The organism is Streptomyces sp. 8L (assembly GCF_020176795.1).
Classification (GTDB): domain Bacteria; phylum Actinomycetota; class Actinomycetes; order Streptomycetales; family Streptomycetaceae; genus Streptomyces.
Genome location: NZ_JAIUKE010000252.1, coordinates 1 through 13,928, shown reverse-complemented (window position 1 = coordinate 13,928; position 13,928 = coordinate 1). Strand labels below are relative to the sequence as shown.

Annotated in this window: 11 protein-coding genes and 1 tRNA gene; 2 read left to right on the top strand and 10 right to left on the bottom strand. The window is 69.7% G+C overall.

The features are described from left to right. Positions 1–91: 91 nt before the first annotated feature. The 9 genes from rpoB to LCE31_RS21170 all read right to left on the bottom strand — a co-directional run bounded on the left by rpoB (position 92) and on the right by LCE31_RS21170 (position 9,772). Positions 92–3,577, bottom strand: a complete 3,486-nt coding sequence (rpoB, locus tag LCE31_RS21210; RefSeq protein ID WP_225016465.1) for a DNA-directed RNA polymerase subunit beta — start codon at positions 3,575–3,577, stop codon at positions 92–94. 615 nt (positions 3,578–4,192) lie between these two features. Beyond that, positions 4,193–4,579, bottom strand: coding sequence for a 50S ribosomal protein L7/L12 (gene rplL, locus LCE31_RS21205; protein WP_225016464.1), 387 nt, complete (start codon positions 4,577–4,579; stop codon positions 4,193–4,195). 90 nt (positions 4,580–4,669) lie between these two features. After that, positions 4,670–5,206 carry a 50S ribosomal protein L10 gene (rplJ, locus tag LCE31_RS21200; RefSeq protein ID WP_225016463.1) on the bottom strand — a complete coding sequence of 179 codons (537 nt, stop codon included), beginning with the start codon at positions 5,204–5,206 and terminating at the stop codon, positions 4,670–4,672. A gap of 409 nt (positions 5,207–5,615) precedes the next feature. Further along, positions 5,616–6,599 carry a hypothetical protein gene (locus LCE31_RS21195; RefSeq protein WP_225016462.1) on the bottom strand — a complete coding sequence of 328 codons (984 nt, stop codon included), beginning with the start codon at positions 6,597–6,599 and terminating at the stop codon, positions 5,616–5,618. A 267-nt stretch (positions 6,600–6,866) separates the two neighbouring features. Next, positions 6,867–7,586 (bottom strand): 50S ribosomal protein L1, encoded by a 720-nt coding sequence (rplA, locus tag LCE31_RS21190; protein ID WP_225016461.1) that lies wholly within the window; start codon positions 7,584–7,586, stop codon positions 6,867–6,869. 107 nt (positions 7,587–7,693) lie between these two features. Beyond that, positions 7,694–8,128, bottom strand: a complete 435-nt coding sequence (rplK, locus tag LCE31_RS21185; protein WP_225016460.1) for a 50S ribosomal protein L11 — start codon at positions 8,126–8,128, stop codon at positions 7,694–7,696. Between the two features lie 182 nt (positions 8,129–8,310). Next, positions 8,311–9,231 (bottom strand): transcription termination/antitermination protein NusG, encoded by a 921-nt coding sequence (gene nusG, locus LCE31_RS21180; protein WP_225016459.1) that lies wholly within the window; start codon positions 9,229–9,231, stop codon positions 8,311–8,313. A gap of 72 nt (positions 9,232–9,303) precedes the next feature. Further along, the gene (secE, locus tag LCE31_RS21175; protein WP_225016458.1) at positions 9,304–9,594 is read right to left on the bottom strand and encodes a preprotein translocase subunit SecE; all 291 of its coding nucleotides are present in this window, start codon (positions 9,592–9,594) and stop codon (positions 9,304–9,306) included. Between the two features lie 105 nt (positions 9,595–9,699). Next, a tRNA-Trp gene (locus LCE31_RS21170) sits at positions 9,700–9,772 on the bottom strand. 423 nt (positions 9,773–10,195) lie between these two features. Here LCE31_RS21170 and LCE31_RS21165 point away from each other — a divergent pair. Beyond that, complete coding sequence (locus LCE31_RS21165) at positions 10,196–11,422, top strand: pyridoxal phosphate-dependent aminotransferase (protein WP_225016457.1); 1,227 nt, start codon at positions 10,196–10,198, stop codon at positions 11,420–11,422. A gap of 241 nt (positions 11,423–11,663) precedes the next feature. Next, on the top strand, positions 11,664–12,716 hold the full coding sequence (locus LCE31_RS21160) for an adenosine deaminase (protein ID WP_225016456.1): 1,053 nt from the start codon (positions 11,664–11,666) through the stop codon (positions 12,714–12,716). Between the two features lie 100 nt (positions 12,717–12,816). Here LCE31_RS21160 and LCE31_RS21155 read toward each other — a convergent pair whose 3' ends face one another. Continuing rightward, entirely contained in the window at positions 12,817–13,881 is a 1,065-nt protein-coding gene (locus LCE31_RS21155) for a UDP-N-acetylmuramate dehydrogenase (protein WP_225016455.1), read from the bottom strand. Positions 13,882–13,928: the final 47 nt, after the last annotated feature.

The following is a 13,928-nucleotide window of genomic DNA, read 5'->3' as shown; positions in this document are numbered from 1 at the left end:
CCCCCCCCCGCGCGGCGGCGCGGGCCGCCGGGGGGGGGCGGGGGCCCCCCCCGCGGCGGGGGGGCGCCCCCGCCCCCGCCCCCCCGACCCGTCAGACCTCTTCGACGCTGCTCGGCTCCCGCCGGGACAGGTCGATGCCGAGCTCCTCCGCCGCACGGAACACGTCCTCGTCCGTGTCCCGCATCTCGATGGACATGCCGTCCGAGGACAGCACCTCCACGTTGAGGCAGAGCGACTGCATTTCCTTGATGAGCACCTTGAAGGACTCGGGGATGCCGGGCTCGGGGATGTTCTCGCCCTTGACGATGGCCTCGTAGACCTTCACGCGGCCGGTGACGTCGTCGGACTTGATCGTCAGGAGTTCCTGGAGGGCGTAGGCGGCGCCGTACGCCTCCAGTGCCCACACCTCCATCTCGCCGAAGCGCTGACCACCGAACTGCGCCTTACCACCCAGGGGCTGCTGGGTGATCATGGAGTACGGGCCGGTCGAACGGGCGTGGAGCTTGTCGTCGACCAGGTGGTGCAGCTTGAGGATGTACATGTACCCGACCGAGATCGGGTCCGGGAACGGCTCGCCGGAGCGGCCGTCGAACATCCGGGCCTTGCCGGACGGCTGCACCATGCGCTCGCCGTCGCGGTTCGGAATGGTGTGTTCCAGCAGTCCGGCCAGCTCGTCCTCACGGGCGCCGTCGAAGACCGGAGTCGCCACGTTGGTACGCGGGTCGACCTGGTCGGCGCCGATGCCCTGGAGGCGCTGGGCCCACTCCTCACCGAGCGAGGAGACGTCCCAGCCCTGGCTGGCGAGCCAGCCGAGGTGGATCTCCAGTACCTGTCCCGGGTTCATACGGGACGGGACGCCCAGCGGGTTGAGGATGATGTCGACCGGGGTGCCGTCCTCCAGGAACGGCATGTCCTCGATCGGCAGGATCTTCGAGATGACGCCCTTGTTGCCGTGGCGGCCGGCCAGCTTGTCGCCGTCCGTGATCTTGCGCTTCTGCGCCACGTACACGCGGACCAGCTGGTTGACGCCGGGCGGCAGCTCGTCGCCCTCCTCGCGGTCGAAGACGCGCACGCCGATGACCTTGCCGGTCTCACCGTGCGGCACCTTCAGCGAGGTGTCACGGACCTCACGGGCCTTCTCGCCGAAGATCGCGCGCAGCAGCCGCTCCTCGGGCGTCAGCTCGGTCTCGCCCTTCGGCGTGACCTTGCCGACGAGGATGTCGGTGTCGCGGACCTCGGCGCCGATGCGGATGATGCCGCGCTCGTCCAGGTCGGCGAGGACCTCCTCGGAGACGTTCGGGATGTCCCGGGTGATCTCCTCGGGGCCGAGCTTGGTGTCACGGGCGTCGACCTCGTGCTCCTCGATGTGGATCGAGGAGAGGACGTCGTCCTGCACCAGGCGCTGGCTGAGGATGATCGCGTCCTCGTAGTTGTGGCCCTCCCACGGCATGAACGCCACGAGCAGGTTCTTGCCGAGCGCCATCTCGCCGAGCTCGGTCGCGGGACCGTCGGCGAGGACCTGGCCCTCGATGACCCGGTCGCCCTCGGAGACGACGACCTTCTGGTTGACCGAGGTGCCCTGGTTGGAGCGGAAGAACTTCGCGATGCGGTACGTGGTGTACGTGCCGTCGTCGTTGGTGACGGTGATGTAGTCCGCGGAGACCTCCTGGACCACACCCGCCTTCTCCGCCTTGATGACGTCACCGGCGTCGACCGCGCAGCGGTACTCCATGCCGGTGCCGACGAGCGGCGCCTCGGACGTGATCAGCGGCACGGCCTGGCGCATCATGTTCGCGCCCATGAGGGCGCGGTTGGCGTCGTCGTGCTCGAGGAACGGGATCATGGCCGTCGCGACCGACACCATCTGGCGCGGCGAGACGTCCATGTAGTCGACGTCGTCGCCCGGGACGTAGTCGACCTCGCCGCCACGCCGGCGGACCAGGACGCGGGTCTCCTCGAACCGCAGCTCGTCGGTGAGCGGCGCGTTGGCCTGCGCGATGACGAAGCGGTCCTCCTCGTCGGCCGTCAGGTAGTCGACCTCGTCGGTGACGACACCGCCGGTGACCCGGCGGTAGGGCGTCTCGACGAAGCCGAACGCGTTGACGCGGCCGTACGAGGCGAGCGAGCCGATCAGGCCGATGTTCGGGCCTTCCGGCGTCTCGATCGGGCACATGCGGCCGTAGTGCGAGGGGTGCACGTCACGGACCTCGAAGCCGGCCCGCTCACGGGAGAGGCCACCCGGGCCGAGCGCCGACAGGCGGCGCTTGTGGGTGAGCCCGGAGAGCGGGTTGTTCTGGTCCATGAACTGCGACAGCTGGCTGGTGCCGAAGAACTCCTTGATGGAGGCGACGACCGGCCGGATGTTGATCAGCGTCTGCGGCGTGATCGCCTCGACGTCCTGCGTCGTCATGCGCTCGCGCACGACGCGCTCCATCCTCGCCAGGCCCGTACGGACCTGGTTCTGGATGAGCTCGCCGACGTTGCGCAGGCGGCGGTTGCCGAAGTGGTCGATGTCGTCGGTCTCGACGACGATCTCCGCACCGCTGGAGCTGACCGTCTCGGTCTCGCCCGCGTGCAGCTTGACCAGGTACTTGATGGTCGCGATGACGTCGTCGGTGGTGAGCACGCCGGCGTCCAGCGGCTCGTCGGCGCCGAGCTTCTTGTTGACCTTGTAGCGGCCGACCTTCGCGAGGTCGTAGCGCTTCGGGTTGAAGTAGAGGTTCTCCAGCAGCGTCTGGGCGGCCTCACGCGTGGGCGGCTCACCGGGACGGAGCTTGCGGTAGATGTCGAGCAGCGCGTCGTCCTGGCCCTGGGTGTGGTCCTTCTCCAGGGTGGCGCGCATGGACTCGTACTCGCCGAACTCGTCCAGGATCTGCTCGGTCGTCCAGCCGAGCGCCTTGAGCAGGACGGTCACGGACTGCTTGCGCTTGCGGTCGATGCGGACACCGACCATGTCGCGCTTGTCGATCTCCATCTCCAGCCAGGCACCCCGGGACGGGATGATCTTGGCCGAGAAGATGTCCTTGTCGGAGGTCTTGTCGATGGAGGAGTCGAAGTAGACGCCCGGCGAGCGCACGAGCTGCGACACCACGACACGCTCGGTGCCGTTGATGACGAAGGTGCCCTTGTTCGTCATGAGCGGGAAGTCGCCCATGAAGACCGTCTGGGACTTGATCTCGCCGGTCTCGTTGTTGGTGAACTCGGCGGTGACGAACAGCGGGGCGGCGAACGTGAAGTCGCGCTCCTTGCACTCGTCGATCGAGTTCTTCGGGGGCTCGAAACGGTGGTCGCGGAACGTCAGCGACATCGACCCGGAGAAGTCCTCGATCGGGGAGATCTCTTCGAAGATCTCCTCAAGACCGGACTTCCTGGGGACGTCCTGCCCGTTGTCGAGAGCCGCCTCGACGCGAGCCTTCCACGCGGCGTTGCCGAGCAGCCAGTCGAAGCTCTCGGTCTGGAGCGCGAGGAGGTTCGGAACCTCAAGAGGCTCCTTGATCTTTGCAAAGGAGATGCGCAGCGGGGCGGTGCTTGCGCCGTTGTTCGTATTCGTGGTCGAGGCGTTGCGCGAGGCGGCCAAGAGGGGGTCCTTCCGAGGGCTCGGACTCACTACGCGCGTACCGGTCCCCCGTAGGGCGCGGAGAGAGAAAGCCCAGTTCAGGACCTTCGGTCGCCGATGCTCGTACGAGAGGGTGCCCCTGGTGACGGGCAGGGGACAGCTAACAGGCAGCGCAAAGGGTCAGTGTAGCCACTTGGCACACTGATGTCCAGAGCGGGTTTTGGGAGACCCTCGTTGTCCTCAACACCCTCGCTGCTACTGCCGTCCGTACGACGGCCCCGCCCGGTCAGAACCGCCGCAGGGCCACGGCGCCGAAGCGCCATCCCGTTACTTCCCACATCGCCGCCGATCCATGCCTCGGAATCGGATCGACTGCGACGACGCGTCCCTGAGAATTGCGCGCCGCGTGCGGTTCGTCAAGGCCCCCGCCTCCCGGGCCCCCAGCCGTGGATCTCCCGGCCCCGCGTTCGGAAAGACCCCGAAGCCACGACGATGATCACGATAGCGGCAGGCAGTGGGAACACAAGCCTCTCCTCACGGGAACGACGAAGGACGATCACCCGGATGGATGATCGTCCTTCGCGTCAACACAGTGCGCGGCCGTCAGCCGCGCTCAGCGCCCGGAGGCGCCTCGGGTCACTTGACCTCGACGGAGGCGCCGGCGCCCTTGAGGGACTCGGCGGCCTTGTCGGCGGCGTCCTTGGCGACCTTCTCAAGGACGGGCTTCGGGGCGCCGTCCACGAGGTCCTTGGCCTCCTTCAGGCCGAGCGAGGTGAGCTCGCGCACGACCTTGATGACCTGGATCTTCTTGTCGCCGGCGCCCGTGAGGATGACGTCGAACTCGTCCTGCTCGGCAGCGGCCTCGGCCGGGGCGGCAGCGGCGCCACCGGCGGCGGCAGCGGCGACGGGGGCGGCGGCGGTGACGTCGAACTTGTCCTCGAAGGCCTTCACGAACTCGGAGAGCTCGATGAGGGTCATCTCTTCGAACTGGGCAAGCAGGTCGTCCTGGCTGAGCTTCGCCATGATGGCGGTCCTTCCACTAATTCGGCTGGTGCCGGGTGTACATGTCGGCGGGCGCGGGGCCCGCAGCGGCCTTGCGGCCAGAACGCCGAGTTACTCGGCACCGCCCTGCTCGTCGGCTTCCTTCTTGGCACGAAGCGCCTCCGCGGTGCGGACGAACTTCGAGGGGAGCGCCTGGAAGAGCGCGGCAGCCTGGGAGGGCTTCGCCTTCATGGCGCCCGCCAGCTTGGCGAGCAGAACCTCGCGGGACTCGAGGTCCGCAAGCTTCTTGAACTCGTCGGCGGACAGCGCCTTGCCGTCAAGGACACCGCCCTTGACGACGAGGTTCGGGTTGTCCTTGGCGAAGTCACGAAGACCCTTCGCCGACACCACCGGGTCACCGGTGACGAAGGCCACAGCCGTCGGACCCGTGAACAGGTCGTCCAGCGTGTTGATCCCGGCCTCGTTGGCCGCGATCTTGGTCAGCGTGTTCTTCACCACGGCGTACTGGGCGTTCTCACCGAGCGAACGGCGCAGCTCCTTGAGCTGCGCCACGGTGAGACCCCGGTACTCGGTCAGCACGGCGGCGTTCGAGCTGCGGAACTGCTCCGTCAGCTCGGCCACCGCAGCGGCCTTGTCGGGCCTTGCCATGAGCGTCGGCCTCCTTCCGGGTGATGAGGACCGCTCTCGGAAGGGGCTGAACAAAACGAAACGCCCCGACGCAGGTGCGCGGGGCGTAGCTCGACCGGAACGGCACGGCATGCCGTCGTACGGGAGCTTTCCTCTGTCACCTGCGCAGGCCGTCCGCAGCTAGCGGGTCCTTCGGCCGCCGAGTCCTCTTTCGAGCACGCGACGACAACCAGCGGTCTTTGGCTTCATCAGGAGAGTACGGGAACGCGGTCGCGCCAGGCAAATCCGCCCGCACGGGCTGCCCGGCTTCGGCCGGAGCCCCCTCGCTCCTGCCAGGCTCCGGCCGGCCGGCCCCGAGCCCCCCGGTCCGCCGCGGACGCGCGCCCCGTCACCGGCGTACGCCCGTCGCGGGCCGAGGAGACAGGAGCGGTCAGGAGTTCTGGGCGATCTTGAGCAGATCCTGGACCGTGAAGGTCTGGCCGGCCGCGGGCACCTTGACGGTCGCGGCCTTCGCCGAGTAGCCGGAGAGGTGCTCGCTCACGGCGACGGGGCCCTTCGCCGTGGCCATCTTGACGTCCGTCCGCACGGGGAAGCTGTCCGCACCGATCCACACGTCGATGTCCTCGGCCGTGATCCCGGCCTTCCGCATGCTGTCCGCCACCTGCTCGCGCTGTTCGGCGGTGAGCGCCTTGCCGTTGGAGCCGGCCTTCAGGGCCTGGTCCATGGTGAGGTGGCCCTTGTAGTGCTCGGCCTTCACGCCGTCCACGGTCTCCAAGCCGACCCGGGAGATCTGCGGCGCCGCGACCAGCGTCGCGAGCTGCTGGGCGGGGTTCTCGTTCGACTGGAGGGAGTTGTCCACGAGAGCCGAGTCCGCCTCGGCGTCGGAGCCGGAACCGGCCGCCGCCGCGCCCACGTCCGTCTTCAGCCAGCTCTTGCCGCCCAGGGCCTTGGCGAACTCCGGGTCGTTCTTGATCGCGCCGCTCATGTCGGTGTACATGGCCGTACCCGTCGTCAGCGAGTGAAGCGTGGTCGGCGCGCCCGCGACCCCCATGCCCAGGGCGGCGCCCTGCGTGGTCATGTCCATCACCATCGGGTTCCAGCCGAGGGTCCCGGACGACGTGATCGTGCTCGACGCCGTGCCTTTCGTACCGGCCGCCCCCGTCGTCCCGGTCGCGGCCGCCGCCCCCGGGACGGTCATGTCCATCCGGAACTTCGCGGACCGGTAGCCCGACACCTTCTTGTACGCCGCGTTCACCGCGTCGATCGGGGACGCCGCCCCCTGCGCCGCCTTCGCCTTCGGCTTGCCGGTCGCCTTCGAGCCGCCGCCGTCACTCTGGCAGCCCGCCACCCCGACGACCACGCTCAGCGCCGCCGCCACCGCGAACGCGCCCCGTCTGCCTGCTGATGCCCTCATGTTTCCCCCACCCCAGTGTCTGCTGCGCCGATCCGGCCCCAACTCGCGCCGGACAGAAGGAGGATACGCCTGGTCAACGGGGGCCTGGCGGTCGAGGCCGCCCCGTGGCGGACACACAGGGCACACAACGGCCCCACGGCGCACGCACAGCGGCCGAGAGGCGGGGAAAGGCGGAGGAAGGCGGCCGGAACGCGAAAACGGGCCCCTCGCGCCCGCCTGAGCGGATGCGAGGGGCCCGTCAGCCGAGCCGGCCGACGCGCGGAGGCGTCAGATCACAGCCGGGTCCTCCTCAAGGAGGTTCCGGGTGCGGTTGGCGTCCAGCGGGATGCCGGGGCTCATCGTGAGGGCCAGCGTGGCCGTCTTGATGTAGCGGCCCTTGGCGGCCGACGGCTTGAGGCGGTTGATCTCCTCAAGGGCGGCGGCGTAGTTCTCCACCAGCTTGGTCTCGTCGAACGAGATCTTGCCGATGATGAAGTGGAGGTTCGCGTGCTTGTCGACGCGGAACTCGATCTTGCCGCCCTTGATGTCCGTCACGGCCTTGGTGACGTCCGGGGTGACCGTTCCGGTCTTCGGGTTCGGCATCAGACCACGCGGGCCGAGGACGCGGCCGAGGCGGCCGACCTTGCCCATGAGGTCCGGGGTGGCGACGACGGCGTCGAAGTCCAGACGCCCCTTCGACACCTCGTCGATCAGTTCGTCGGCGCCGACGATGTCGGCGCCCGCGGCACGCGCGGCCTCGGCACGGTCACCGGTCGCGAAGACCAGGACCCGGGCGGTCTTGCCGGTGCCGTGCGGAAGGTTCACGGTGCCACGGACCATCTGGTCCGCCTTGCGCGGGTCGACGCCCAGGCGCATGGCGACCTCGACGGTGCCGTCGAACTTCGCGCTGTTGATGTCCTTGGCCAGACGTACGGCCTCCAGGGGCGCGTACACGCGCTCCTGGTCGATCTTGGCGTCCGCTGCGCGGAGAGCCTTGCTGCGCTTCACTTCTTCTCCTGTGGTTCAAGCAGATGCGGAGGTCGTGGTCCGGGCCGCGCATGGCCCTGCCACTGGGGGAGCCGGGGACGGGGTGCGCCCGCGGCCGGTGGAGGGCGTCAGCCCTCGACCGTGATCCCCATGGAACGGGCGGTGCCGGCGATGATCTTCTCGGCGGCCTCGATGTCGTTCGCGTTCAGGTCGGGCATCTTGGTGTTCGCGATGTCCCGCACCTGGTCGCGCGTCAGCTTGGCGACCTTCTTGACGTGGGGCTCGCCGGAGCCCTTTTCCACACCCGCGGCCTTGAGGATCAGCTTCGCGGCCGGCGGCGTCTTGGTGATGAAGGTGAAGGAGCGGTCCTCGTAGACCGTGATCTCCACCGGCACGACCATGCCGCGCTGCGACTCGGTCGCGGCGTTGTAGGCCTTGCAGAACTCCATGATGTTGACGCCGTGCTGACCGAGCGCGGGGCCGACCGGCGGTGCCGGGTTGGCCGCGCCGGCCTTGATCTGGAGCTTGATCAGCCCCGTGACCTTCTTCTTCTTGGGAGGCATGTGTTTCTCTCCGGGTCCTGACGAGAGGTGATCAGCCTCCACCCATCATCCGGATGGAGGCATACCGCACCACGATAGCGGGTAACGATGTGCGGCCAAAAACCGACAGGTCAGGGGGCCCTTGAGGGGCGCCCCTGACCTGGTCGGAAGCGTATGAGCGGCGGCGCCGGGCGCCGCCGGTGTCAGTTCTTCTGGATCTGGTCGAAGCTCAGCTCGACCGGGGTCTCCCGGCCGAAGATCTCCACCAGACCCTTGACCTTGCGCGAGTCGGCGCTGATCTCGTTGATCGTCGCCTGGAGCGTCGCGAACGGGCCGTCGGTGACCGTGACCGAGTCGCCCACCTCGAAGTCCAGCACCTGGACCTCGACCTTGCGGGCCGGCGCCGGCTTGCCCTCGGCCTCGGCCGCCTCGCGGGCCGCCTTCTCCTCGGCCTCGGGGGCGAGCATCTTCACGATCTCGTCCAGCGTCAGCGGGTACGGGTCGTACGCGTTGCCGACGAAGCCCGTCACACCGGGGGTGTTGCGGACGACGCCCCAGGACTCGTTCGTCAGGTCCATCCGGACGAGCACATAGCCCGGCAGCTTGTTCTGCCGTACGTTCTTGCGCTCGCCGTTCTTGATCTGGACGATCTCTTCCTCGGGGACCTCGGCCTGGTAGATGAACTCCTCGACGTTGAGCGAGACGGCGCGCTGCTCCAGGTTGGCCTTCACGCGCTTCTCGTAGCCCGCGTAGGTGTGGATCACGTACCACTCGCCGGGGAGGCCGCGCAGCTCGTCGCGGAGTGCGGCGACCGGGTCGGCGGGGGCTTCGGCGACGGCCTCGCCCTGCTCGTCCTCGGCGGCTCCAGCCTCTTCCCCGGCCTCGGCGTCCTCAGCGGCCTGCTCGGCCTCCGCGCCGGTCGCGTCGGCATCCGAACCGGTCCCGTCCTCGACGTCCTCGACGGTCAGCGCGGTCTCGTCCGGCTTCTCGTCGGCGTCGGCGGGGGCCTCGTCCGCCGTGTCTCGCTCGTCTGGCTCGACAGCGTCCGCCGCCGCTGCGACGTCGGCATCGTCCGCAGCGGACTCGGCCGATTCGCGGGCGTCGTTCAGGTTCGGGTCAGACACGGTGACTGCTTCTTCCTGGCTCAAGGGGTGGAACACCCGAAAGGGGCGGCCTCTGTTGGTCGCCCCCCGGGATCAGCCGAAAACGGACTTGACTGCTTGGTTGAATCCATAGTCAATCACGGTCACCAGACCGATCATGATGACAACGAAGACAATCACCACAGTGGTGTACGTCGACAGCTGGTTACGAGTCGGCCAGACGACCTTGCGCAGTTCGGCGACGACCTGGCGGTAGAAGAGCGCGAGACGGCCCATCGGGCCCTTCTTGCCGCGCTTGCCACCCTTGCGGGGCTTCTTCTCCTGCGTCTCAGGCGACTCGTCGTCCGCATCAGGCTTGTCGATGGAGCCCACGGCGTCCGTCACGCTCTCTCACCTGATTCCGGGTCGTGGCCGTGCCGCGCCCGGGGGAGCCGCACGGCGGTGCAATGAATGTACGTACATGCGCACACATCCTGGCGGTGTGTGTAGCAGGGCCGGAGGGACTTGAACCCCCAACCGCTGGTTTTGGAGACCAGTGCTCTACCAATTGAGCTACGACCCTTTGTTGCCCGCCCCAACCTACCCCATCCGGCCTCACACACGGTATGTGCGCGAACGGACGCGACGACGAGGGCCGACGACAGGTGAGTGTACGTGGTCGGTGGCCGTGCGTCGAACAGCTCCCCACTCCCCCGGCTGCCCGGGAGGGCTCGCGGCCGGCCGCGGTTCACCGGCCGGGGACCTGCGGCCCGGACGCCCGCTCGTCCACCTTGCCCGCCGCGCCTGTCTTGTCTGTCTTGTCTGTCTTGTCTGTCTTGCTTGTCTGCCTTGTTCACGTGTGCGTGGACGCACGCGTAGCGATGTGCTCCGCCGACGCGCACGCCGCGATCGCACACGGACACCATGCGTCGCCGCTGCGTACCCAGTCGCTCACTCTGTGAAACCCGTGTGCCGCGCAGGTTTCCCGTCTGAAACCATGGGGCCCATGAGCGCTGTATCCCCTTCCGCCGAGCGCCGGGTGTCCGCGCGCGTCGGCGCGATCTCCGAGTCCGCCACCCTCGCCGTCGACGCCAAGGCCAAGGCCCTCAAGGCCGCCGGGCGCCCGGTGATCGGGTTCGGCGCGGGGGAACCCGACTTCCCGACGCCGGACTACATCGTCTCGGCGGCCGTCGAGGCCTGCCGGAACCCGAAGTTCCACCGCTACACGCCGGCCGGCGGCCTGCCCGAGCTGAAGGCCGCCATCGCCGCGAAGACCCTGCGCGACTCCGGCTACGAGGTCGACCCCGCGCAGGTCCTCGTGACCAACGGCGGCAAGCAGGCCATCTACGAGGCCTTCGCCGCGATCCTCGATCCGGGCGACGAGGTCCTCGTACCCGCGCCGTACTGGACCACGTACCCCGAGTCGATCCGCCTCGCGGGCGGTGTGCCGGTCGACGTGGTGGCCGACGAGACCACCGGCTACCGGGTCTCCGTCGAGCAGTTGGAGGCCGCGCGCACCGAGCGTACGAAGGTGCTGCTGTTCGTGTCGCCGTCCAACCCGACCGGCGCCGTGTACAGCAGGGAGGACACCGAGGCCATCGGCCGCTGGGCGGTCGAGCACGGCCTGTGGGTGCTGACCGACGAGATCTACGAGCACCTCGTCTACGGCGACGCCGTCTTCACCTCGCTGCCGGTCGCCGTCCCCGAGCTGCGCGACAAGTGCGTCGTCGTCAACGGCGTGGCCAAGACGTACGCCATGACGGGCTGGCGGGTGGGCTGGGCGATCGGGCCGAAGGACGTCATCAAGGCCGCCGCGAACCTCCAGTCGCACGCGACGTCCAACGTCGCGAACGTCTCGCAGGCCGCCGCGCTCGCCGCCGTCTCCGGCGACCTGGCGGCCGTGGCCGACATGCGCACCGCCTTCGACCGGCGCCGCAGGACGATCGTGCGGATGCTGAACGAGATCGAGGGCGTGGTCTGCCCCGAGCCCGAGGGCGCCTTCTACGCGTACCCGTCGGTGAAGGGGCTGCTGGGCAAGGAGATCCGCGGCTCGCGCCCCGAGTCCTCGGTCGAGCTCGCCGCGCTCATCCTCGACGAGGTCGAGGTCGCGGTCGTACCGGGTGAGGCGTTCGGCACGCCGGGCTACCTGCGGCTGTCGTACGCCCTCGGCGACGAGGACCTGGTGGAGGGTGTCTCCCGAATCCAGAAGCTGCTCGCGGAGGCCAAGGACTGAGTATCGGACCGGCCCCTCGCGCGGGGGGCCGCCCCGTCCCGCGCGAAGCGGAACGGAGGAGCGGGTGCCGGGCCGGCGCCGGCCCGGCCCCCCGCGGGGGGGGCCGCCCCGCCCCGCGCGAAGCGGAACGGAGGAGCGGGTGCCGGGCCGGCGTCGGCCCGGCACCCGTTTTTCCGTTCGGAGGGCGGTGGATCGGACCATCGGGCTGTGGGTATCCGCGCGGATGCGGCAGGATCTTGGGATGTTGAGCACGACCGCCACCACCCGGCAGAGCCCCGGAAGCCCGCGCGATGTGCGCCTGCTGCCGAAGGCCCACCTGCATCTGCACTTCACGGGGTCGATGCGCCCCACGACCCTCATCGAACTCGCCGCGAAGCACGGCATCCATCTGCCGGAGGCGCTGACCAGCGGCGAACCGCCGAAGCTCAGCGCGACCGACGAGCGCGGCTGGTTCCGCTTCCAGCGCCTGTACGACCTCGCCAGGTCGTGCCTGAGAGAGCCGGACGACATCCGGCGGATCGTGCGCGAGGCCGCCGAGGAGGACGTACGGGACGGTTCGCGCTGGCTGGAGATCCAGGTCGACCCGACGTCGTACGCGCCGCATCTCGGCGGGCTGATCCCCGCGCTGGAGATCATCCTGGACGCCGTGGAGTCGGCGTCGCGGGAGACCGGGCTCGGCATGCGGGTCCTGGTCGCGGCGAACCGGATGAAGCACCCGCTGGAGGCGCGCACGCTGGCCAGGCTCGCGGTGCGGTACGCGGATCGCGGTGTGGTCGGCTTCGGCCTGTCCAACGACGAACGGCGCGGGATGGCCCGCGACTTCGACCGCGCCTTCGCGATCGCCCGGCAGGGCGGGCTGCTGGCCGCGCCGCACGGCGGCGAGCTGACGGGGCCGTCGTCCGTACGGGACTGCCTGGACGACCTGCGCGCCACGCGGGTCGGGCACGGCGTACGGGCCGCGGAGGACGCGCGCCTGGTGCGGCGGCTCGCGGACTCCGGCGTCACGTGCGAGGTGTGCCCCGCCTCGAACGTGGCGCTCGGCGTGTACACGAAACCCGAGGACGTACCCCTGCGGACGCTGTTCGACGCGGGCGTCCCGATGGCGCTGGGCGCGGACGACCCGCTGCTGTTCGGCTCCCGCCTCGCGTCGCAGTACGAGCTGGCGCGCGACCACCACGCCTTCACGGACGAGGAACTCGCGGAGCTCGGCCGGCAGTCGATCAGGGCGTCGGCCGCCCCGGAGGGCGTGAAGGCCGAACTGCTCGCGGGGGTGGACGAGTGGCTGGCGTCGTGACCGGGTGGCTCGCGCCGTGAACGGCTGATGGCTCCGGGGGCGGCCGTTGCCCCCGGGGGGCCGTTGTCGTAGGGAGGCCGGTGTCAGGGGCCGGCCGGTGTCACAGGGCGACTCCCACCATGACCGGCTCGTTGACGAGCACGATCCCGAAGGCGTCGTACACGCCCGCGACGATCTCACGGGCGAGGGCGAGCAGGTCGTCGGTGGTGGCGTCGCCGCGGTTGGTGAGCGCGAGCGTGTGCTTGGTGGAGAGGCGCGCGGGGCCCGTTCCGTAGCCCTTGGTGAAACCGGCCTTGTCGATCAGCCAGGCCGCCGACGTCTTCATCCGGCCGCCGCCCTCCGGGCCCTCCGGGTACGCGGGCGGCGCGGCCTCGTCGCCGAGGCGGGCGCGGACGCGGCCGAGGAAGTCCTCGTACTGCCCCGGGTCGAGGACCGGGTTGGTGAAGAACGACCCCGCCGACCAGGTGTCGTGGTCCTCCGGGTCCAGGACCATGCCCTTGCCCGAGCGGAGCCTGAGGACGGTGTCGCGCGCGCCGGCGAGCGGCACCCGCTCCCCCGGCGCGACCCCGAGCGCGCGGGCCGTCTCGGCGTACTTCAGCGGCCCGGAGAGGCCGCCCGCGTCCTCAAGAGCGAAGCGGACCCGGAGCACCACATAGCGTTCCGGGTGCTGCTTGAAGACGCTCGAACGGTACGAGAACCGGCAGGCGTCGTTGGAGAGCGTCACGACCCGCCGTTCGGCACGGTCGTACGCGACGACCTCGTCGATGACCGACGAGACCTCCTGCCCGTAGGCGCCGACGTTCTGGATGGGTGTGGCGCCGACCGACCCCGGGATGCCGGCCAGGCACTCGATCCCGGCGAGTCCCGCGTCGACGCTACGGGCGACGAGGCCGGCCCACACCTCGCCCGCCGCGGCCTCCAGCCGGGTGCCGTCGAGGCGGACGCCCCGGGTCGCGACGCGCAGGGCCGTCCCGTCGAAGCCCTTGTCGCCGACGACGAGGTTGCTGCCGCCGCCGATGACGAGCAGCGGACTGCCGGCCTCGTCGGCCCTGCGGGTCTCCTCCACGACGAGGTCGTCGGTGTCGGCGGTCACCAGGCGCTGGGCCGGCCCGCCGAGGCGGAGGGTGGTGAGGGGGGCGAGAGGCGTCTCGAAGAATTCCTGCACGCCGCAAGGCTAACGGGCGCCCGCGCCGGCCGCCTCGGACTCGCGCT